This window comes from Sporacetigenium sp. TC11 (genome assembly GCF_058146105.1).
Window position 1 is genome coordinate 1 of sequence record NZ_JBYVNY010000002.1, and the last position, 21,063, is coordinate 21,063.

Below are 21,063 nucleotides of genomic sequence, written 5' to 3' on the forward strand. Positions count from 1 at the left end.
CCAGAAAGACTATCTGGTTGATAGGTTCAAGGTGTAAGTTCAGTAATGGATTTAGCTTATGAATACTAATAGGTCGAGGACTTGACCATTAATATGCTGTTTAGTTTTGAAATTGCTAGCAATTTCAGTAAGGCCCATTGGTCAAGCGGTCAAGACACCGCCCTTTCACGGCGGTAACAGGGGTTCGATTCCCCTATGGGTCACCAATGTGGGTGCATAGCTCAGCTGGATAGAGCAACGCCCTTCTAAGGCGTGTGTCCGGGGTTCGAATCCCTGTGCGCTCACCACATTGCCCAGATAGCTCAGTCGGTAGAGCAGGGGACTGAAAATCCCCGTGTCGGTGGTTCGATTCCGCCTCTGGGCACCATTTTAAAACTATATGCGGGTGTAGCTCAACGGTAGAGTTCTGGCCTTCCAAGCCAGCTGCGAGGGTTCGATTCCCTTCACCCGCTCCAATTAAGATTATGTGGTTACAATAGCAAGGAGGATACACCTGTTCCCATTCCGAACACAGAAGTTAAGCTCCTTAGCGCCGATGGTACTTGGTGGGAAGCTGCCTGGGAGAGTAGGACGTAGCCGCGTAAAAGAGAAGCGTATATACGCTTCTTTTTTTATGCTTAACTTTAAAAGGATATAGGTGTGTCTTGGAGAAATTTAATAATAGGAGTGAAAAGTAGTATGAATTCCTGGAATGATAATATTAAATAGATAATTAAAAATTGAGGTATTATTATGGGAAGATATATAAAAATTATATACAATAGATTTAGTTATCACATGGTTTCTTCAAGGGGAGCAGAAATATCATTTTATTTATTACTATCATTTTTTCCTTTCTTGATTTTCTTAATAACTCTAATAAGTTATATACCTGTTATCCACTTAAATATATATGTTTTTTCTAAATTCATGCCTTCAAGTGCTTATAATATAGTATTATATATTGTGAATAAGGCTGTATCTGAAAGAAGTATAAATTTTTTAATATTGAGTTTTTTTATGATGATTTGGTCTTCAACAAACGGTGTTAGGGCTTTAATTAGAGGAATTAATAAGGCTTATGATTTAAGGGAAAGTAGGTCTTATTTTAAGGTTAGTACTATATCGTTAGTATTTACAGCTGAAATAATATTTTTAATTGTATTTTCATTAGGATTAATTATATATGGTGAAAAACTTGGAGTATTTATTTTTCAATTTTTTGGATTGGAAAGAATGTTTTTATTTATATGGAACTCTATGAGATATATTATATGGCTTTTGGCTATGGTATTCGTTTTTTTATCTTTATATCTATATACTCCAAATCATAAAATAAGTATGGGCAATGCCATTCCAGGTGCAATAGTAGCTACAATTGGATGGATTATTGTATCTCTTATATTTTCCTATTATGCAAATAACTATGGAAATTATAGTCTCTTATATGGAAGTATTGGAGGAATAATAGCTCTTTTATCATGGATATACTTAAGTAGTGTAATTATATTAATTGGCGCAGAAGTAAATGCAGTTCTTTATTTTAGAAATAATAAAATTATTAAGGCTAAATTTATGAAAAATTAATATTATATAAAATGAAAATATTTTATATGGAAGGGGATTTTATATGAACATATTTGTAACGAGGCACGGGCAAACAGTTTGGAATTTAGATAAGAAAATGCAAGGATGTCATGATTCGGCTCTTACTGAAAAGGGAATTGAAAATGCAAAAAAACTAGGAGAACGCCTAGAACATATAGATTTTGATATAATATATTGTAGTCCTTTAAAAAGGGCAGTGGATACAGCTAACTACATAAGAGAATATAAAGATACAGAATTAGTTTTAAATGAAGATTTTAAGGAAATGAATTATGGAGAATGGGAAGGTATGACTTTTGATGAAATAAATGAAAAATACCCTGTAGAATATGATAATTTTATAAATAAACCAGATTTTTTTGATCCTATTGGAGGAGAGAGTTATGATTCAGTAATAAGTAGGGTAAAAAGTGGCTTATATAATATTATAAACAATAATGAAGGTAAGAATATATTGATAGTTACTCACACTGCAATAATAAAAGCAATTATACTAATAGCAAAGGACAATCCTCTAGAAAAGTTTTGGAATCCACCTTATATATCTGATACGAGTTTAACTGTATTAGAAGTTGTAGACGGGAAAATTAAGCTTACTTTAGAAGTTGATGATTCTCACTTAAATAGATTTGTATAAATATTATGATTTTGGGTCAGATAAAAAATCTAATGTTAAAAAGTAGTTTCACTATATATATATAAGTATCATAGTATAAGTATAAGATATTTGAAAGGAGAGAATATGTTGTACTATAATTACTGTATAGATATTAATAAATTTTATAAATTAGAAAAACGTCAAGAGATACAACAAGATGTGCCTATACACAGGTTTATATCAGATTTACAATCTGGAAAACTTACAAAAATGATATTAAAGGCATATAATGATAAATATGTAGCAGCAATATCTGGAGGTGGAGATCTTGTAATGGCAAATCAAGATAATATGACTCCAGAAACAAATCTTACATTTGTACCACAGGGATTAGATAGAGAGAAGGTAGTTATAGGAACTTCTAAAAACTATTTTATTTCCACAACAGAAGTAGGAGACCATTTTTTAAGTGCCAAAACGGCATTTGTAACTCCAAATGGTCAGTTTGAAATAATACCTATATATCCAGATAAATTAGCTCTTAAAACTAACCAAGGACATTATGTATTGGTAGAGAATACTATGTTAAAAGGATTTAGTCCTTCTATAAAACCAGAGGGAATTTTTACAATAGTTGAGATATAAAAGGAAACATAATAAAAACAGATACCTTAGCAGATATCTGTTTTTTTAATTCATTCGTACCCCTTTTAAATTATTTGATAAATTTTTGTGATCATAGTAGGAGACACTTAATTCTTTTCCATCTGTTGAAAATATTATTTTTATAGGGCCTGAACCACCAGTAGAATAAAAAGTAGGATTTTCATACCATGCTCCAGTTAATATATTTCCTTGTAAATTTCCAAAAATATCTCCTTGAAATTCTCCTTCTAAGCCTAAACCCTCATATCTACCTTTAATAAGTTCGTTCTGTTGTTCTAATACTATTTTTCCACTACCTACTGTCCATGTGCCCGCTACATTCAACGCAGGTGTTGTATTTATTAAAGTTCCTGTCCAACCACCTGCTACTTTACCATCACAGTAAGCATAAACGCCTGTAAAACTTTTTACATCTGATGAAAATGTAAATTCTATTGGTCCTTTGTCGTTAGGGCAATCATGTGTTATATCTTGTGACCAAAATCCCTTTAATATATATCCTTCTAAAGTACCTTCTATCTTACCATTATCCCATTCATAGGTACCAGTTACTTTGTTATCAATTTGCTCTAATATCATTTTTCCCCAGTTTGTATCCCATTCACCTGAAATATTTATTTGTCTAGGTTTGTTATTCTTATTACTTTGGTATAAAGCATAATTTTGCATCATTTTATTATGCCAATATAAATATGGATTTACTGTAAAGTTATTCATTTAAGCACCTCTTAATATAATTAATTTAATAACACCTTATAATTTAAATATATAAAAAAACAGTACAAAGGGTTACTGATGCATAAGTGAAAAAACTTATAAACGTTCTTTTATCTTGGATACATTTAAGTAGTGTGATAATAAATTGATTAAGACTAAATCTATGAAAAACTGATCCTTTGATTTCAAAAATATAATTTCACTATGCACATATAGATATCATAGTATAAGTATAAGATATTAGAAGGGAGGGAAATTTTTGTATTTTAATTACATGTCAAATCTATATTATTATAGTAAAGACATTAATAAATTTTATAAATTAGAAAATCGTCAAGAAACACAACAAGATGTGCCTATACACAGATTCATATCAGATTTAAAATCTGGAAAACTTACAAAGATCATATTAAAGTCATATGACAATAAATACGTAGTAGCAATAAATGGAGGGGGAGATCTTGTAATGGCAAATCAAGATAATATAACTCCAGAAGCAAATTTAAAATTTGTACCACAGGGATTAGATAGAGAGAAGGTAGTTATAGGAACTTCTAAATACTATTATATTTCCACGGCAGAGGAAGGGGAATATCACTTACATGCAGATTATGCATTTGTAACTCCTAATGGTGCGTTTGAAATAATACCTATATATCCAGATAAATTAGCTCTTAAAACTAGCCAAGGATATTATGTATGGGTAGATAATACTATGGTTAAAGGCAATAGTCTTTCCATAAAACCAGAGGGAATTTTTACAATAGTTGAAGTACAAGAGGAAATATCATAAACCTCCTTCGAAAGGAGGTTTATAATATTTAATATTACATTCGTAATGCTTTAAAAGTATTTGCCAAACCATTGTAATCATAGAAGTAGATTATGAAGCTTCCTCCATGAGGTGAAAATAGTATTCTTAAACTACCTGAACCGCCAATATAGTTAAAACCAGGATCTCCATACCATTCCCCAATTAATGTATTTCCTTGTAAAGTGCCCAAAATATATCCTTCACCGTCTCCTCCTAAGTCTAAACCTTCGTACTTACCTTTAATATCACCGTTCACTTGTTCTAGTATTATTTTTCCAGTACCTACTGTCCATACCCCAGATACGTTTAATTGAGAAATCGTAGTTTTTAGAGTTCCTGTCCAATCACCTGCTGTTTTGCCATCGCAGTAACTCCAAGGACCCATAAAACTTTTTCCATCTGAGGAAAATGTAAGTTCGAATAATCCTTTTTCGTGAGGACAATCATAGGATTGAGCCTCTGACCAAAATCCTTTTAATGTATATTCTTCAAAAATACCTTCTAACTTACCATTATCCCACTCATAGGTACCAGTTACTTTATTATCAGCTTGTTCTAATGTCATTTTTCCCCAGTTTGTATCCCATTCACCTGAAACATTTATTTGTTCTCTTGTTTTTTTATTTTTATTATTTTGGTATATAGCATAATTGTGCATCATTTTATAATGCCAATACAAATATGGATTTGTTATATAGTTACTCATTTAAGCACCTCTTAATTAAATAATACTTTATATTTAAATATATAAAAAAACATTGAAAATGGTTACTTATGCGAAATTTAAATATAAGAATAGTTCCAGAAGGTCATGGATGGACACTAGAAGCAGAAATAAAAATAGACAACAATGATCAATAGAGATATATATAGAAAGTGTTTAATTCTTACTATTTTTATTTATATAATATTATTTAATATAGAAATAATATATAATTATAGTATAAATCTTAAAGAGAACATAAAACTGAGAAATTAAATTAGAAAAACTTTATTATAGAGATCTGTAACATACGGCCTTAGATTGGATAGTTACAGAAGGAGGAGGTATTCTTTGTTAGCGAAAGAAAGACAAGATATAATTTTAGAAATGATCGGAAAAGAAGGAAGTGTTAAAGTATCAAAGTTAACTAAATTATTTGATGTTTCAATTGAAACAATAAGAAGAGATTTAGAAAATATGGAAAAAGAAGGAATATTAAAACGAGTTTATGGTGGAGCAATTTTGAAAAAAAATACCAATGATCCATTAAATTTTCTAAAAAGAGAAAATGAATTTAAGGATGAGAAAAAAGAAATTGCAAAGATTGCAGTTAGATATATACAAGATGGACAGTCTATTGCTTTTAATGGAGGAACTACTAATTTAGAAATAGCAAAAGAATTAAAAAATTATTTTAAAAAGCTTACTATTATAACAAATTCACTTATTATTGCAAATGAATTATGTGATGTAGAGGGATTTACTATTATTTCAACAGGGGGAATATTGGATAATAAGGAATATTCTTTTTACGGTGATTTTGCAGAAAATTTACTTTCAAATTTTGCTGTAGACAAAGCTTTCATTAGTGTTAGTGGAGTATCATTAACAAGAGGTATTACAGATTGTTTTATGAACGAGGTTAAATTGCAAAAAAAATTAATAGAGATTTCTCAGGAGGCTATTATTTTATCCCACAGTAATAAAATAGATAATGTGTCTCTTGTGAAAATAGCAGATATAGAAGATGTAAATTTAATTATAACAGATTCAAAGCTAGATTCTAAAATTTTAGACAAGTACTTAAAAAATGGAATAGAAATTGCAAATGAATAAGTAGGCGATACCTACTTATTTTTTTGTGTAAAACAACATCAATACAATTAAACAATCATTAATTACAAACAACTACACAAAAACTACACAAAAAATATTTGCAACTACACAAAAACTAATATATAATCATATCATGAAACGCAAACGTTATCATGATTACAATTAACATTTTGGTGGGAGGTTTTTGTGTTGGAAAATCAAAACAGCAATTTCAAAAAGTGGTTCACGCTCATTGTACTAATTTTAGGGGGAGGAACAATATATAAACTTGTAAGTTTAAAAGATGCATTTTATGTTCCTATGCAGCAGTTTATGCATTTATCAAATACGCAACTAGGTAATGCTTTATCTATTAATGGAACAATATCTTCTTTTGGTTTTTTAGCTTCAATATATATAGCAGATAGATTTTCAAAGAAAATATTATTACCGTTTTCGTTAGTAGCAACTGGATGTGTTGGATTATATTTATCAACATTCCCGGGTTATAACGGAATACTTTTAGCTTTTGCTTTACTTAGTATATTCAATGATATGACATATTGGCCAGTATTATTAAAATGCGTTAGATCTTTAGGAAGTGAAAATGAACAAGGAAGAATGTTCGGTTTCCTTGAAGCAGGAAGAGGAGTAGTTGATACAATTGTAGCATTTAGTGCTCTTGCAGTATTTGCATGGCTAGGAAAAGGTGCAGGTGGTTTAAGAGGAGCTATATTATTCTACTCTGGAACAGTAATTGTAATAGGAATTATTTCTTATTTCTTACTTGAGCATGATGAGATAGTTGTTAAGGAAAAGAATAAAAATAATATTGCATTAGAAAATACGATGAAAGCATTAAAAATGAAAGAAATATGGTTAGTTGCATTTACTATTTTCTCTGTATACTCAGTATATTGTGGTTTAACTTACTTTATCCCATTCTTACAAGAAATTTATGGTTTACCTGTAATGTTAGTTGGAGCTTATGGTATTATCAACCAATATGGTTTAAAAATGGTTGGAGGTCCTGTAGGTGGATTCTTAGCAGATAAGAAGTTTAAATCTCCATCAAAGTATTTAAGAGTAGCATTTTTAATAGCAGCTGCAGCTATGACTATAATAACATTAATGCCTCATAAAGGTATGAACGTATATTTAGGAATGACTATGACACTTGGATTTGGTGCAATTATATTCACAATGAGAGCGATATTCTTTGCACCTATGGAAGAAATAGGAGTACCAAGAGAAATAAGTGGAGCTGCAATGTCAATAGGTAGTTTCATAGGTTATGCACCTGCTATGTTCTGTTATTCTTTATATGGTAGATTATTAGATGGTAACCCAGGAATTGCAGGATATAAGTACGTGTTTATGTGTATGATTGGGTTCGCATTAATAGGATTTGTTATTAGTAGTATATTAGTTCGTGCTATTAAAAATAAAAATGAAAGAGAACAAGAATTAGCATAATATAATAAAAAATTGACATAAAATAAAAACTAACAAAGGGTGAGTTCAATGAAAATAGGATTAGAAACTGAAAGTTATCATTTACAGTTTATTACTGGAAGAATGGATGTATTTGACTTTATAAGAAAAACGGCTGAATTAGGATTAGACGGTGTAATGCTAAATATTATTCCATGGCCAGGTCGTGAAGAAATATGTGTTTTAGAATCATTTGAGCCTGAATACTTAAAAAGAGTAAAAGAAGAAATACAAAAATATAATTTATATGCTGAAATTGATACTAATGGAACGGATCCAGATCATCTGAAAAATGTTATAGAAGTTGCACATCAAATCGGAGCAGATGTTATTCGTACTTATATTTGTTCTGGAAAGTATGAGCCTGAAAAATTAGAAAAGGCACCAGCAGATTTAAGACAAATAGTACCACTACTTAAAAAATATAGAATAAAGTTAGCTGTTGAAAATCATGAAGAAGAAACAACTAATGAAGTAATTAAAGTAATTAGCGAAGTTAATAGTTATTGGGTTGGAGCACATTGTGACATTGGAAATGGAATGATGGCTTGGGAAGAACCTGTTGAAGCTGTTAAAAACTTAGCTCCATATGCATTCACTACTCACTTCAAAGATCATATAATCATTAAAGATGGAGATGAATATAAGGTTTGTGGAGTTCCAATTGGGCAAGGAAATATAGATTTGGATCAATGCTTTAAGACATTAGTAGAAGAATCTAGACTTGAAAGAATTAACATAGAAATGTGTTTCCCTTATGCAGTATCTTTCAAAAGAGAGCCTGGAGCAGGTGGAGTATTTGAAGTAGGAGAAGGTGCATTTAAGGTTGAAAATCCACCATATGATCCAAGCGTAATTAAACCTTCAGATTACTACTATCCACCAGAAGAATTATTAGAGCAAATGATATCAGATCAAGAAAAAGGCGTGGAGCAATGCGTTAAATATACATTGGCTCTAAGAGATAAATACTGCAGATAAATAATTAATGTTATTAATAAATAGGTAAAAATTATAAAAAAGCTATTGATGATATATCAATAGCTTTTTGTGTATTTGATTGTTAAAACTTACAAAAAATACAACAAATCTACAAAAAACATGTTAAAATTATATTAATTATAAATTGAAAATTATTAATATTGCAATGAAATCAATAGAAATCACCTAAAATGCATTTAGACTATTAATTTCATATAATTATATTGACTCATCCATGGAAAAAAGATTGTAAACTTTCGATAGAAAAGACTCAAGTTATTTTAGTTAAGACTGGGGGATAAAAATGAAAAATACGAATGTTGATAAATGGTTTAAACTAGGGGTCTTAATTTTAGGGGCGGGGACAATATTTAAGATTACGAGTTTAGTAGATGCATTCTATGTTCCTATGCAGGAGTATATGCATTTAACAAATACTCAAATAGGTAACGCTTTATCTATCAATGGAATAACAGCTACTTTGGGATATATAGTTTCAATATATTTATCAGATAGATTTTCAAAGAAAATATTAATACCAATTGGATTAATAGGAGCTGGATGTTTTGGATTATATTTATCAACACTTCCAGGTTATGGTGGCATACTTCTAACTTGGGCTTTAATTAGTATATTTACTGATATGATATATTGGCCTGTTTTACTAAAGTCTGTTAGGTTGTTAGGGGATGAAAATGAACAAGGAAGAATGTTTGGCTTTCTTGAAGCTGGAAGAGGAGTAGTTGACACGATTGTAGCATTTAGTGCTCTTGGAGTATTTGTATGTTTAGGTAGTGGTGCAGCAGGTTTAAGAGGAGCTATATTATTTTATTCTGGAATACTAATAACAATAGGGGTTGTTTCATATTTCTTACTTGAACATGATGAAATACCTGCTAAAGAAAAAAATAAAGATATTAATAAAAATAAGATTGCATTAGAAGGTATGGTTAAAGCATTAAAAATGCCAGAGATATGGTTAGTTTCATTTACTGTTTTTTGTGTATATTCGGTATACTGTGGTTTGACTTATTTTATTCCATTTTTGAAAGATGTTTATGGTCTTCCTGTAGCTTTAGTTGGAGCTTATGGTATTATTAATCAATATGGTTTAAAAATGCTTGGCGGTCCTATAGGTGGATTTATAGCTGATAAAAAGTGTAGATCTGCAGCAAAATATCTGAGAATGTCTTTTGCAGTAGCTGTTGTAGTTATGATTGCAATTATAATAATGCCTCATAATTCTATGAATGTATATGCTGGAATGGCAATGACTCTTTCTTTTGGTGCAATTATATTTACTATGAGATCGGTATTCTTTGCACCTATGGAAGAAATAGGAGTACCAAGAGAGATAACAGGTTCAGCGATGTCTATAGGTAGTTTTATTGGTTATGCACCTGCAATGTTTTGCTTTTCTTTATATGGTAGAATATTAGATAAAATGCCAGGGATGGCAGGTTATAAACAGGTATTTATAATTATGACAGCCTTTGCAGTAATAGGATTTATAATAAGTAGCTTTCTTTGTAGAGCAATTAATAAGAAAAATATAGAAGCACTCTAAATAGTATAATCCCATAAATAATAAGCCTCTTCTAACTTACAGTTAGAAGAGGCTTATTATTTAAATAGTTAATTATTATTGGTTTTTATTTTCTTTGTTATTTTCTTTAACCTTTTCAGTTTTTTCTACTTTAACTTTATTTACTGATTTATTAGTATTTTCTTTAACTTCTTTAGTTTCTTTTACTTTTTTAGATTTAGCTTTTGTCTCATCTTCAGTAGTTACTTGTGAGTCTTGATCATTAGTTACAGCTTCTTCAGTTGTATCCTCTGTAACTTCAGGAGTTTCTGTTATAGCTTTTTTCCCTTGGTTTAACTTAACAGCCTTTTGTTTTGCAGTGAAAGCTAATTTAAACTCTTCTTGTTTTGCAGTGTATGCAGCTTGTTTCTCTTGTAATAATGTTTCTAAACTTGCTATAGCTTCTTCATCTGAAGCTTTTGTAGCTTTATTGTATTGTACTTGAACACTATGTAATTCTTTTCTTGCAGTGTTAAGTTCATGTCTTTTTTGAACCATATTTCTAACTGCTTCTTTTTTAGCAGTTTGCATTTCTATAACTGAAGCTAACTTTTCTTCAGTTGCACTATCTTCTACGTCTTCAGATACATTGTCTAAAACTTCAGTAGCTTGTTCTTGTGTATCTATTATTTCTGAAGATATATCTTCTACAGTTTGTGTAGTTTCTTCAGTAGTTGTTGTATCTTCTGTGCTAGTAGCTTCATCTGTTTTAGCTATGTCTTCTACTATTTGAGTAGCTTCGTCCATATTTTCAGTATAAGCATCTAAAGCTTGAGTAGCTAATTCAGTTTCTCCTTCTTTTAGCATACATTCACTTTCTCCAAGTCTTTCCTGAGCTAGTTGTATTAATAACTTAGCCATTTCTTCATCTGTTGTAGTAAATTTCATTTTGAAATCTTCAAGTTTAACGTCTAACTTATAAAGTACGTTAGTAGGTGTTACACCTGCTTCATCTTTAAAAGTTAATTCATCTGCATATACCGAATTAGTAGTTAATGCTAATAGTGATGCTGTAAGTAATGTTGTTAGTTTTTTCATTTTAATCCTCCTGATTTTTTTTATGTTATATTTTTCTCTGCCTATATATACGGGGGGGTATTTTAAATTTTAGGAGGTATGTTTTAAAAAACTTTTTTCCTAATTTTGTTATGTGTATCAAAAAAGCCCTTATAAAATGGCTTTTAAACTTACCATCTCCATCAAGTCCTAAAGATAATTTTATCTTTAATGACGAAGGATTGTTTACTTCTACAGCCATTTTATCTACCTCCTTTCTTTTAGGTTAATTTAATTATATATAGTATTAAATTAAGCAAACTGAAAAGTATTTTAGTAAAATATTTTAAATATAGTGTTATTTCCATTAAGGATTCAAAGGATTTGCACGATTTATGTAGAAATTTATTTTAATTAAGCATTATTAGGGAGGAATATAAATGGATTTTAATACTGAAGCTGTTAAATGGGATAATGAAAATAGAACAAAAAGAGCAAAAATGGTTGCAGATGAAATAACTAAGTCGATTGATATAAAAGAAAAGTACCGTGCTTTGGAATTTGGATGTGGAACTGGCCTTGTAAGTTTTAATCTAAAAGATAAATTTGAACATATAACATTAATAGATACATCAGAAGGTATGATGAAAATTTTAAATTCTAAAATTAAGGATTTAAAAGTAAATAACATGACACCTATTTTAACAGATATAAATGAAAATGCTGCAGTAATAGGTGATAAATACGATGTAATATATACTTCAATGGTATTACACCATATTGAAGATGTAAGAACAACTTTAAAAAATCTATATGGTATGCTTAATGACAATGGATACTTATGTATAGTTGAATTAGTTGAAGATGACGGAGGATTCCATAGATCAGACAAAGATTTTAATGGTCACAATGGATTTAATACAGATAAGTTGAAGAAATTATTATCAGAACTTGGATATGAAGATGTGAAATCTCATATTTTTTATAACGATGTTAAGGTTGTTGAAGGTTCAGAAATAGATTATTCCTTATTTTTAATGATAGGAAAAAAATAATCAGAAAATTCGATTAAAGAAACTTTTTCTTCACTTTTTGTGAAAAATAGTATATTATTATGTATATAGGGCATGCAAACCCAATCGGCGGATAACTACCCCCAAGGAGGATACATAATGAAGAAAGGCACAATAGTTGCAGCTATAAGCATATCTGCTTTAAGCTTAGGGATAAATACAAGTGAATCTTATGCACAAGAAAAAGGTACAATAACAGCTAGCTCATTAAACGTAAGATCTGGAGCTAGTACTAAATACGGTAAAATAGCAACTTTATATAAAGGAAATACAGTAGAAATAATTTCTTCATCAAATGGATGGTACAAAATAAAATTAAGTAACGGAAAAACAGGATGGGCATCATCTCAATATATAACAAAAGGAAAATCTTCAAATACTAGCACACAGTCTTCACAAGGAAAAGCTAAGGTAAGTGCATCATCATTAAATATAAGAAAAGGTCCATCAGCTTCAAATGCTAAAGTTGGATCATTAAGTAAGGGACAAGTTGTAGATGTATTACAAAAAAGTGGAACTTGGTCAAAGATAAAAACATCAAGTGGAGTTATAGGCTGGGTTTCAAGTTCTTATTTAACATCTACTACAAGTACAACTGAAGCTCCAAATAGAGGAATAGGAAGAGATGCTGCTGTAGAATTAGCATATAAGCAATTAGGTAAGAAGTATGTATGGGGAGCAGAAGGCCCTAATAGTTTTGATTGTTCTGGACTTACTTACTATGTGTATAAAAACGCTGTAGGCAAAACTATACCTAGAACATCAGCAGCTCAAAGTAATTACGGACAATTCGTATCTAAGTCAGAACTTCAACCTGGAGATCTAATATTTTCTGGTGCAAAGGGAAAAGTAAGTCATGTTGGTATATACATAGGAAATGGAAAAATGATACATGCGCCACAAACTGGCGATGTAGTTAAAATATCAGAAATAAATAGTGGATATTATAAAGATAGATATATAACATCTAGAAGACCTTAATAAAAGCAGCTTGGTAGTTTTACTACCAAGCTATTTTTTTTATTATTTTTGCTAGATTTTAAATAGTTATTTTTTTCCTATAAACTTATACTCTAAAAAAAAATATTATGCACGTATATAATATCTGAAGGAAGGTGGTGTCTTAAATTACTATGATAATTAATAAAGACAGAGATGAATTTATAATAGAAAATAAGGCATTTGTCCAAAATACAGCAAGTAGTGTATGCAAAAAAAGATTACATTGGGAAAATGATGATGAATTAAGTATTGCTCTTATAGCATTTAATTCAGCTTGTGAAAACTACAAAAAAGATAAAGGAAGTTTCTTTTCATATGCAAAAGTAGTTATAAGAAATGCTCTTATAGACTTTTTTAGAAAAGGAAAAAATAATGATTATTTAGTTTTTGAAAACGGCGATGCTAACGAGCACGATTACATAGATAACAAAGTGTCTTTGAGTGAATATGAAAAACAGATAGAAAATAAATTAAGAAAAGAAGAAATTGAAATGTTATCAGATGAGCTTCTAGAGTACCAACTTACTTTTTCAGATCTTGTAGATTCATCACCATCTCACAGAGATACTAGGGATGAAATTTTGAAATTGGTTTCTAAATGTATTACAAATAGTTTTATTACAGATCGTATTAAAGATAAAAAGAGATTACCTGTAAAAGAAATAATCCTTTTAACTGGGAAGAACAGAAAATATATAGAAAAATGGAGACGATATATATTGGCATTAATAATTATTTTATCTAGTGAAAACTACAATTATATTAAATCCTATTTAAATATAAAATTAGAAAGTGAGGTGTAAGTAATGAAAACTAAAACTGGTATAGTTATGGAGATTAAAGATAAGATAGCTTGTATAATGACACAAAATGGTGAATTTGAGAAAGTTAAAATAAACAATAATGAACCTATGGTAGGAGAAATATATACAGGTGAAGTTTATAAAAAATCCGGCAGTATTAAATATTTTGTATCTGCAGCTTCAGTGTTATTATGTGTTACATTAGGAAGTAGTTCATATGCCTATTACAATCCAGTTAATTCATTATTTGTTAAAATTAATAACTTGGATACAAAAATTCAAGTCAATAAGTTTAATAAAATAATAAAGGTATCTACTACTAAAGAAGAATCTAATAATGTAATAAAATCTTTAAAACTAAAACACAAGGATATAAATGATGGTTTGACTCAAATAGTTGAGGCATCAAAAGGGACTAATAATCATAATTTATTCGTAGAAATAAAAACTAATACTAAGGTTGAAAGTAAGTTAAATATAGAAAAATTTGAAGAAAATATGCATAAAGAAAGTATAGATTATATTATAGATAAAAAAACTGAGGATGAAAACAATTTAAATGTTAAAAGCAAAGAAATTAAAGTTAATGAAGAAAAAACAGTAGAAAATAATACAGCTGTAAAAGAGTCAAATGATAGTGTAGAAGACAAAGCTATTCAAAATAATAAAGAAGAAAATACTAAAGTTAATGTGAAGAATAAAGTAAAAAATGAATTTACCAATAAAAGTAGCGTTACTAAAGAAAACAAAGAAGCAAAAAAGAATGACAAAAAGGATACACAGTAAAATGTGTATCCTTTTTTATTTAACTATTTTGACATACCTTCTTTATACTAACAAGATTAATGGCTTAAAATAACCTTAATTTAATTAAGCATTATCATAAAAACACACTACTAAAGGGTTGAATTTGAATATAATAAATTATTTAATAAGGCAAAATGCTTTAAATAACTTATTTAAGTTATGTACTATTGAAATTAATTATGTTAGAATAAATATAATTTAAGAAGTGCACTTACTAGCATTAAAAACTGAGAATTCTATAGCTAATTTCAATATAATATTTTACATAAATAGGAGGATAAACATGGATAATATAAGTCTTCATCGTGGGGAAATTGAAAGAGTTTATAATAAAATCAGTCCCTTTGAGCTTAAAGATAAGTTAATTAATCTTGCTAGAAAATCAAAGGGCGGCAGTGAAAATTCATTACTAGATGCAGGTAGAGGTAACCCTAATTGGATTGCAGCAACACCAAGAGAAGCATTTTTTACATTTGGTCAATTTGCTATTTTAGAAAGTAAAAGAGTATGGAATGAAGGTGACTTAGCTGGAATGCCTGAAAAACAAGGCATTACAGAGAGATTTATAAAATTTGCAAAAAGCCATGAAAATGATCCAGGAATTGGGCTTCTTGTTGATATTATTAATTATGGTGTAAATGAAAAAGGATTTAATTCTGATGAATGGATTTATGAGTTAGTAGATGGAATTATTGGCGATAATTACCCTCAACCAGATAGGATGCTAAGACATGCTGAAATAATAGTTAATGACTATCTTATTCAAGAACTAGGCTGTGGTAACAGTACTGGAGGAAATCTTAAAACATTTGCTGTTGAAGGTGGAACTGCAGCTATGTGTTATATTTTTGATACCCTTATTGCAAATAACATATTTTCAAAGGGAGATAAGATTGCATTAATGGCACCAATTTTTACACCTTATCTAGAAATACCTCATTTACCACGTTATAATTTTGAAGTTATTAAAGTTATGGCAGATGAAGTAACTGAAGAAGGTATACGTACATGGCAATATTCACCTAGTGAAATGGAAAAACTAAAGGACCCAGATATAAAAGCCTTATTTATAGTTAACCCAAGTAATCCTGCTTCTACAGCAATGAAGCCAGAAACTGTAAGTCAAATAAAAAATATTGTTGATAAACACAATCCAAACTTAATGATTATTACAGATGATGTATATGGAACTTTTGTAGATGATTTTCGTTCAATAATGGCGGATTTACCATACAATACAATTGGAGTATATTCTTTCTCAAAATATTTTGGGGTAACTGGATGGCGTTTAGGTACTATTTCTCTTTATGAAAACAATGTATTTGAAAAGTTATTAAGAGAACAAGATGAAGACAAAAAGCACAGAGCAAGACTTCGTTATGGAGCACTTTCTGAAGATCCAGATAATATTTCTTTTATTGATAGAATAGTTGCAGATAGTCGCCAAGTTGCTCTTAATCATACTGCAGGACTATCAACTCCACAACAAGTACAAATGGTATTCTTTTCATTATTTGCTTTACTTGATAGAGAAAATAAATATAAGCAACTTACAAAAGATATTTGCAGACGTCGTCAAAGATTACTTTTTGAAGGGTTAAAATTAGATTTAAAAGTAGATCCTTTTGATGCCGCTTACTATACTCAGTTTGATTTAATTGAATGGGCAAGTAGAAATTACGGTGATGAGTTTGCAAACTACTTAAAAGAAACATATAAGCCAGTAGACATTCTTTTAAGATTAGCAGAGCAATCATCTATTATTTTACTAAACGGCAGCGGATTCCATGGGCCAGAATGGTCTATAAGGGTATCTCTTGCAAATCTTAATGATGAATCTTATTCTAATATAGGAGAATCTTTGTATAAAATATTACTACAGTATGTTGAAGAATGGAAAATTTCTAAAAGCTAAAATTCAAAATATAAAGAGTAACTATCGTTGTAACGGGCTTACTTTTGAGGTGCAAAACGAAAAATAACATCTAAAAAAGCAACAAAAAACACATCCAAAATCACACGTAAAAACACATCTTCAATAAATTTATTGTTAAGGTGATTTTGTATGTGAAAATGTAGGATAAAATAAAGGTGTTTTTCTATAATAATTTATGCAAGATTTATTAAATTTAAGCTAAATGATATACTTTAGAAAAAATAGATAGTAGCAATAATATAGTTTTGTAGTGATTGTTTCATATTTGTATAAAATTGCGTACTAAAATATGTAAGATAATTCCAGATCTAAGGTACCAGGGAATAAATAAAGTTAGGTAAGCAACAAAAGACTAGGCAAATGCCTAGTCTTTTGATAAAACTGAACAACAATTTAGGTAAAAACTTAGATGACGAGCAGTTCTACTTTATAATATGCAATACTGAGAAAAAGTCGATTGTTTTTTAAAAAATATATAAAATGTTTATTTTCGGCACTGTATTTACAAACTGTGAAATAAATTTAAGGCAAAAAGGATGCGTTTTTAGTTAAAAAACACACCCTTTTTTTTGTGATTTTGGTTGAGATTTTATAATTTGCACCTCAAAAGTAAACCCGTTACTATCGTTGTTGCTCTTCTAATTTTGTATTTAACAATTTAATGCTTGTGTACATATATTATACTATGCTAAAAATTTTTATAAAAAGGTGTGACGCTATGTATAAAATCAATCGCCAAGTTACACATGATATTATAATTCCTTGTGTAGATAACCAATATTCATTTGTTAGAATTTTTCACAGTAGGCCTGATATGCCTCCTATAGATGTATATGTAAATGGAGTTTTAAGGTTTAGAAATATACCATACTTGGGGCTAAGTTATTATATTCCTTTTGCAGTTGCTGTTGATAATATACAAGTTTATCAATCAGGAACCCAAAATCTTTTACTAGAAGAACCGGAATTTCAAATTACAGGGGGCCAGATATTTACTCTTACAATAGACAGAGTAATGGAAAATCTAAATATATTAGCAATAAAAGATGATATTAACGAAAAAGTATACCCAGATGAAACTAAAGTTAGATTTGTTAATTTAACAGGCGAAGGACTAACGGTGAGACTGAGTTATGTACAAGGAGGAATACCTGAAATAGTGGAACGTTTGCCACATGCTAATGCATCTAATTATGTGAAGACAACGGAAGGCTTATATCGTATAGCAGTGGAAACAAATAAACCAGGTGCATATAATCCAACAGCTAGAGTTAGTTTGCCTATTGGTAAACTAACTACTGTTTATATAGTTGGAAGTTTGGATCCTACATCTAAACTATTTAAAGAAGGTGGTTCAGCTCAATTTGTAATAATTGTAGATGGAAATACTTCATTTACAGTATGTAGATAATATTATATGTACAAAAAAAGCCCTTTTAAAAAAGGGCTTTTTATTTATGCTAATTCAAATTCTGTAGTATCAGTAGCTATTATCTTAGCTTCTACAATTCCTACCAAATCAGAACCTTTAGGTTTAAATACATTCTTTGCAACTATTAAGTTCATAGCAGAAGTTATTTCACCTTGTGTTATATCAGCTCTAGGATCATCTATTGACATAGATATATTTTGACCTAGTGCATCTACAAAAGTCATAACCAATCTAGTTTTTACCATAAAACTACCTCCTTTCCTATATTTTTAAACTACTAAGCACTTACAGATGTGTTATCTACTTTTAAAACATCCATTAAGTCATATGCTTGAAGATTAACAAATGCATTTGCAACAGCTAAAACATCATCAGCTAACGCATCGTGTTTTAAGGCACTAAATGTCTTAGATCTAGTTATTGCCTTACCATCTCCATCAAGTCCCAAAGATAACTTTATCTTTAATGACGAAAGATTGTTTATTTCTATAGCCATGTTATCTACCTCCTTTCCTTTAGGTTAATTTAATTATATATGGTATCAAATTAGCTAAACAGAAAAGAAGTTTTTAAAATTATTTTAGTAAATTATTTTGAAAAATTTTAGATATGTAAAGGTAACTATTGCATAGGATATATATTATGTTTGCAACAAATAATATACTTATAAGATCATTTAGATTAAGGAGTAAATTATATGTCCAAAAAAAGATATTTTGTCCTTGTCTCACATTGTTTACTCAATCCATCGACTAGGGTTCACTTGTTGGGAAAAAGATTTGATATTTCTAAAATGGTTAGCGAATACTTTTTAGGAAAAAGTATTTCTATAATACAATTACCTTGCCCAGAGTTCACTGCTATGGGATATTGGAGAAATCCACAAGGGAGAGAACAGTACGATAATATATTTTTTAAAAAACACTGTAGATCAGAGTTGACAAATTATGTAGATATGGTTTGTGAACTTAAAAATAATAGCAACACACCTTTATGTTTTATAGGCATTCAGGGAAGTCCTACTTGTAGCATTAGTTGGGGCAAACATAAAACCAATAAATATGAAACAGAATCTATGGTAGAAGACAATGAATCACCACAGGTACCAGGAGTATATGGAGTAATGACAGCTGTATTAGACGATATGTTAAAAGAAAATGGAATAGATATACCATACTTTGAAGCACCTATAAAAGAAAATAAAGAATCAGAGTTAGCTAGTAAGTTTTTTAGTGATATAGATGAATTATTATCTAATCCTGAGAACTAAAAATATAATTAATTTTAAAATAGAAAAATTCTAAAAAAAGACTTGCATATACTTAACAGATAGAATATAATAATTATTAACTTAAAAACAAAAAAGCTAAGAAGGAAAGTAGTAAAAAATAAGTTTGTATGCAGAGAGTGAGTGGTTGGTGAGAACTCATTACAAAGATTTTTGAATCCATTCCAGAGCTTCTAATCGGAAATAATAGTAAGATTAGACGTAAACCTACGTTACAGGTCTAAGAGGGTTATATTTTATATAGCCAATTAGGGTGGCAACGCGGATACAGACTTTCGTCCCTTTATACAGGGGTACGAGGGTCTTTTTTTATACAAAAAAAATAGTCAAAAAGCTAAGAAGGAAAATAGTAAAAAATAAGTTTGTATTCAGAGAGTGAGTGGTTGGTGAGAACTCATTACAATGATTTTTGAATCTATTCCGGAGCTTCTAATCAGAATAAGATTAGACGTAAACCTACGTTACAGGTCTAAGAGGATTATATTTTATATAATCAATTAGGGTGGCAACGCGGATATAGACTTTCGTCCCTTTATACAGGGGTACGAGGGTCTTTTTTTATACATTTTTACATTAATAAAGGAGGTGAGCTTATGGGTTCTTTCAAAGGATTATATACTTTAGCAAATGTAGCTAGTATGTATGATGTAGATCAGGCTACTTTAACACAAGGTTTAGGAGAAAGATTTGTTAATAATATAGATGTAAAAAGATTTGGTGAGACTTGGGTTATAACAGAAGAAGCACTACTTAGAGAATTTGGATTTGTACCTTTATTTGATGATAGTAATTTCAATATGGAATTATTTTAATATAAAATTTAAAATATATATGATAAAAAAGCTAAGAAGGAAACTAGTAGAAAATAAGTTTGTATTCAGAGAGTGAGTGGTTGGTGAGAACTCACTGCAATGATTTTCGAATCTATTCCGGAGCTTCTAATCGAAAATAAGATTAGACGTAAACCTACGTTACAGGTCTGAGAGGGTTATATTTTATATAACCAATTAGGGTGGCAACGCGGATATAGACTTTCGTCCCTTTTTATAGGGGTACTAGGGTCTTTTTTTATACACAAATTGAGGAGGTAATATTATGGGTTCTTTCAAAGGATTATATACTTTAGCAAATGTAGTTAATATGTACGATGTGGATGAAGCTGATTTAATACAAGGTATAGGGGAAAGATTTGTTAACAATATAGATGTAAAAAGATTTGGTGATACTTGGGTTATAACAGAAGCAGCACTACTTAGAGAATTTGGATTTGTACCTTTATTTGATGATAGCAATTTCAATATGGAATTATTTTAATAAAGAAACTTATACGGCATGTGTTCGATATTAAACTGGACTCATGCCGTTTTTTTTTATTTGGCTATGTTTAAACTAGTGTTGAAATTATTATATTTATTATATAATCAAACTATAGTTTAATACATAGTTGTATAATAATGTGAAATAGAATTATAAATATATATTATTA

General features: G+C 29.7%; 23 protein-coding genes, 4 tRNA genes, 2 rRNA genes and 3 other annotated features. Of the genes, 23 read left to right on the forward strand and 6 right to left on the reverse strand.

The features are described from left to right. The 9 genes from ACUSRV_RS02895 to ACUSRV_RS02935 form a co-directional block, all read left to right on the forward strand. Positions 1-89 (forward strand): 23S ribosomal RNA (locus tag ACUSRV_RS02895); the annotation flags it as partial. Between the two features lie 42 nt (positions 90-131). Then, positions 132-206: transfer RNA gene (locus ACUSRV_RS02900), tRNA-Glu, on the forward strand. A gap of 4 nt (positions 207-210) precedes the next feature. Further along, positions 211-287 (forward strand) — tRNA-Arg (locus ACUSRV_RS02905). 4 nt (positions 288-291) lie between these two features. Beyond that, positions 292-367, forward strand: a tRNA-Phe gene (locus tag ACUSRV_RS02910). 14 nt (positions 368-381) lie between these two features. Further along, a tRNA-Gly gene (locus tag ACUSRV_RS02915) sits at positions 382-455 on the forward strand. 10 nt (positions 456-465) lie between these two features. After that, positions 466-582: ribosomal RNA gene (gene rrf, locus ACUSRV_RS02920) — 5S ribosomal RNA — on the forward strand. Positions 583-732: 150 nt separating this feature from the next. Beyond that, the gene (locus ACUSRV_RS02925; RefSeq protein ID WP_490140423.1) at positions 733-1,566 is read left to right on the forward strand and encodes a YihY/virulence factor BrkB family protein; all 834 of its coding nucleotides are present in this window, start codon (positions 733-735) and stop codon (positions 1,564-1,566) included. 43 nt (positions 1,567-1,609) lie between these two features. Further along, the gene (locus ACUSRV_RS02930) at positions 1,610-2,224 is read left to right on the forward strand and encodes a histidine phosphatase family protein (RefSeq protein ID WP_490140424.1); all 615 of its coding nucleotides are present in this window, start codon (positions 1,610-1,612) and stop codon (positions 2,222-2,224) included. Positions 2,225-2,329: 105 nt separating this feature from the next. Further along, the gene (locus tag ACUSRV_RS02935; protein WP_490140425.1) at positions 2,330-2,830 is read left to right on the forward strand and encodes a fascin domain-containing protein; all 501 of its coding nucleotides are present in this window, start codon (positions 2,330-2,332) and stop codon (positions 2,828-2,830) included. 45 nt (positions 2,831-2,875) lie between these two features. On the opposite strand, the gene ACUSRV_RS02940 is transcribed toward ACUSRV_RS02935, so the two are convergent. Then, positions 2,876-3,568 carry a hypothetical protein gene (locus ACUSRV_RS02940; RefSeq protein ID WP_490140426.1) on the reverse strand — a complete coding sequence of 231 codons (693 nt, stop codon included), beginning with the start codon at positions 3,566-3,568 and terminating at the stop codon, positions 2,876-2,878. A gap of 259 nt (positions 3,569-3,827) precedes the next feature. On the opposite strand from ACUSRV_RS02940, the gene ACUSRV_RS02945 reads away from it, so the two are divergent. Next, a complete protein-coding gene (locus ACUSRV_RS02945; protein ID WP_490140427.1) occupies positions 3,828-4,361 on the forward strand; it encodes a fascin domain-containing protein in 534 nt (177 codons plus the stop codon). Positions 4,362-4,395: 34 nt separating this feature from the next. Here the strand turns inward: ACUSRV_RS02945 and ACUSRV_RS02950 are convergent, their stop codons facing one another. Further along, positions 4,396-5,088, reverse strand: a complete 693-nt coding sequence (locus tag ACUSRV_RS02950; RefSeq protein WP_490140428.1) for a hypothetical protein — start codon at positions 5,086-5,088, stop codon at positions 4,396-4,398. A 348-nt stretch (positions 5,089-5,436) separates the two neighbouring features. Between ACUSRV_RS02950 and ACUSRV_RS02955 the strand changes: the two genes are divergently transcribed. The 4 genes from ACUSRV_RS02955 to ACUSRV_RS02970 all read left to right on the forward strand — a co-directional run bounded on the left by ACUSRV_RS02955 (position 5,437) and on the right by ACUSRV_RS02970 (position 10,222). Then, positions 5,437-6,201 carry a DeoR/GlpR family DNA-binding transcription regulator gene (locus tag ACUSRV_RS02955; RefSeq protein ID WP_490140429.1) on the forward strand — a complete coding sequence of 255 codons (765 nt, stop codon included), beginning with the start codon at positions 5,437-5,439 and terminating at the stop codon, positions 6,199-6,201. Between the two features lie 189 nt (positions 6,202-6,390). Continuing rightward, positions 6,391-7,656 (forward strand): MFS transporter, encoded by a 1,266-nt coding sequence (locus ACUSRV_RS02960; protein WP_490140430.1) that lies wholly within the window; start codon positions 6,391-6,393, stop codon positions 7,654-7,656. A 48-nt stretch (positions 7,657-7,704) separates the two neighbouring features. Then, positions 7,705-8,655 carry a sugar phosphate isomerase/epimerase family protein gene (locus ACUSRV_RS02965; protein ID WP_490140431.1) on the forward strand — a complete coding sequence of 317 codons (951 nt, stop codon included), beginning with the start codon at positions 7,705-7,707 and terminating at the stop codon, positions 8,653-8,655. A gap of 304 nt (positions 8,656-8,959) precedes the next feature. Then, a complete protein-coding gene (locus ACUSRV_RS02970) occupies positions 8,960-10,222 on the forward strand; it encodes an MFS transporter (protein WP_490140432.1) in 1,263 nt (420 codons plus the stop codon). A gap of 75 nt (positions 10,223-10,297) precedes the next feature. On the opposite strand, the gene ACUSRV_RS02975 is transcribed toward ACUSRV_RS02970, so the two are convergent. Both ACUSRV_RS02975 and ACUSRV_RS02980 read right to left on the reverse strand, forming a co-directional pair. Then, entirely contained in the window at positions 10,298-11,278 is a 981-nt protein-coding gene (locus ACUSRV_RS02975) for a hypothetical protein (protein WP_490140433.1), read from the reverse strand. A 25-nt stretch (positions 11,279-11,303) separates the two neighbouring features. Further along, entirely contained in the window at positions 11,304-11,498 is a 195-nt protein-coding gene (locus ACUSRV_RS02980; RefSeq protein WP_490140434.1) for a hypothetical protein, read from the reverse strand. Between the two features lie 178 nt (positions 11,499-11,676). Here ACUSRV_RS02980 and ACUSRV_RS02985 point away from each other — a divergent pair, with 178 nt between their 5' ends. The 6 genes from ACUSRV_RS02985 to ACUSRV_RS03010 all read left to right on the forward strand — a co-directional run bounded on the left by ACUSRV_RS02985 (position 11,677) and on the right by ACUSRV_RS03010 (position 18,268). Further along, positions 11,677-12,291 (forward strand): class I SAM-dependent DNA methyltransferase, encoded by a 615-nt coding sequence (locus ACUSRV_RS02985; RefSeq protein WP_490140435.1) that lies wholly within the window; start codon positions 11,677-11,679, stop codon positions 12,289-12,291. Positions 12,292-12,408: 117 nt separating this feature from the next. Continuing rightward, positions 12,409-13,290, forward strand: a complete 882-nt coding sequence (locus ACUSRV_RS02990) for a C40 family peptidase (RefSeq protein ID WP_490140436.1) — start codon at positions 12,409-12,411, stop codon at positions 13,288-13,290. A gap of 152 nt (positions 13,291-13,442) precedes the next feature. After that, positions 13,443-14,114 (forward strand): sigma factor, encoded by a 672-nt coding sequence (locus ACUSRV_RS02995; protein WP_490140437.1) that lies wholly within the window; start codon positions 13,443-13,445, stop codon positions 14,112-14,114. Between the two features lie 3 nt (positions 14,115-14,117). Continuing rightward, positions 14,118-14,900 (forward strand): anti-sigma factor domain-containing protein, encoded by a 783-nt coding sequence (locus ACUSRV_RS03000; protein ID WP_490140438.1) that lies wholly within the window; start codon positions 14,118-14,120, stop codon positions 14,898-14,900. Positions 14,901-15,204: 304 nt separating this feature from the next. Beyond that, positions 15,205-16,836: an aspartate 4-decarboxylase gene (aspD, locus tag ACUSRV_RS03005; protein ID WP_490140439.1), complete on the forward strand. Its 1,632-nt coding sequence runs from the start codon at positions 15,205-15,207 to the stop codon at positions 16,834-16,836. 739 nt (positions 16,837-17,575) lie between these two features. After that, positions 17,576-18,268 (forward strand): DUF4397 domain-containing protein, encoded by a 693-nt coding sequence (locus tag ACUSRV_RS03010; RefSeq protein ID WP_490140440.1) that lies wholly within the window; start codon positions 17,576-17,578, stop codon positions 18,266-18,268. A gap of 44 nt (positions 18,269-18,312) precedes the next feature. On the opposite strand, the gene ACUSRV_RS03015 is transcribed toward ACUSRV_RS03010, so the two are convergent. Together ACUSRV_RS03015 and ACUSRV_RS03020 are read right to left on the reverse strand one after the other, a co-directional pair. After that, the gene (locus tag ACUSRV_RS03015; RefSeq protein WP_490140441.1) at positions 18,313-18,534 is read right to left on the reverse strand and encodes a DUF2922 domain-containing protein; all 222 of its coding nucleotides are present in this window, start codon (positions 18,532-18,534) and stop codon (positions 18,313-18,315) included. 32 nt (positions 18,535-18,566) lie between these two features. Then, the gene (locus ACUSRV_RS03020; RefSeq protein ID WP_490140442.1) at positions 18,567-18,785 is read right to left on the reverse strand and encodes a DUF1659 domain-containing protein; all 219 of its coding nucleotides are present in this window, start codon (positions 18,783-18,785) and stop codon (positions 18,567-18,569) included. A gap of 201 nt (positions 18,786-18,986) precedes the next feature. Here ACUSRV_RS03020 and ACUSRV_RS03025 point away from each other — a divergent pair, with 201 nt between their 5' ends. From ACUSRV_RS03025 to ACUSRV_RS03035, 3 genes are all read left to right on the forward strand, one after another. Then, positions 18,987-19,559: a hypothetical protein gene (locus tag ACUSRV_RS03025; protein ID WP_490140443.1), complete on the forward strand. Its 573-nt coding sequence runs from the start codon at positions 18,987-18,989 to the stop codon at positions 19,557-19,559. Between the two features lie 89 nt (positions 19,560-19,648). Next, positions 19,649-19,863 (forward strand) — a binding site (T-box leader). A 41-nt stretch (positions 19,864-19,904) separates the two neighbouring features. After that, positions 19,905-20,112, forward strand: a binding site (T-box leader). A gap of 58 nt (positions 20,113-20,170) precedes the next feature. After that, positions 20,171-20,389, forward strand: a complete 219-nt coding sequence (locus tag ACUSRV_RS03030; protein WP_490140444.1) for a hypothetical protein — start codon at positions 20,171-20,173, stop codon at positions 20,387-20,389. A gap of 24 nt (positions 20,390-20,413) precedes the next feature. Beyond that, positions 20,414-20,622, forward strand: a binding site (T-box leader). A 50-nt stretch (positions 20,623-20,672) separates the two neighbouring features. Further along, on the forward strand, positions 20,673-20,891 hold the full coding sequence (locus tag ACUSRV_RS03035; RefSeq protein WP_490140445.1) for a hypothetical protein: 219 nt from the start codon (positions 20,673-20,675) through the stop codon (positions 20,889-20,891). Positions 20,892-21,063: the final 172 nt, after the last annotated feature.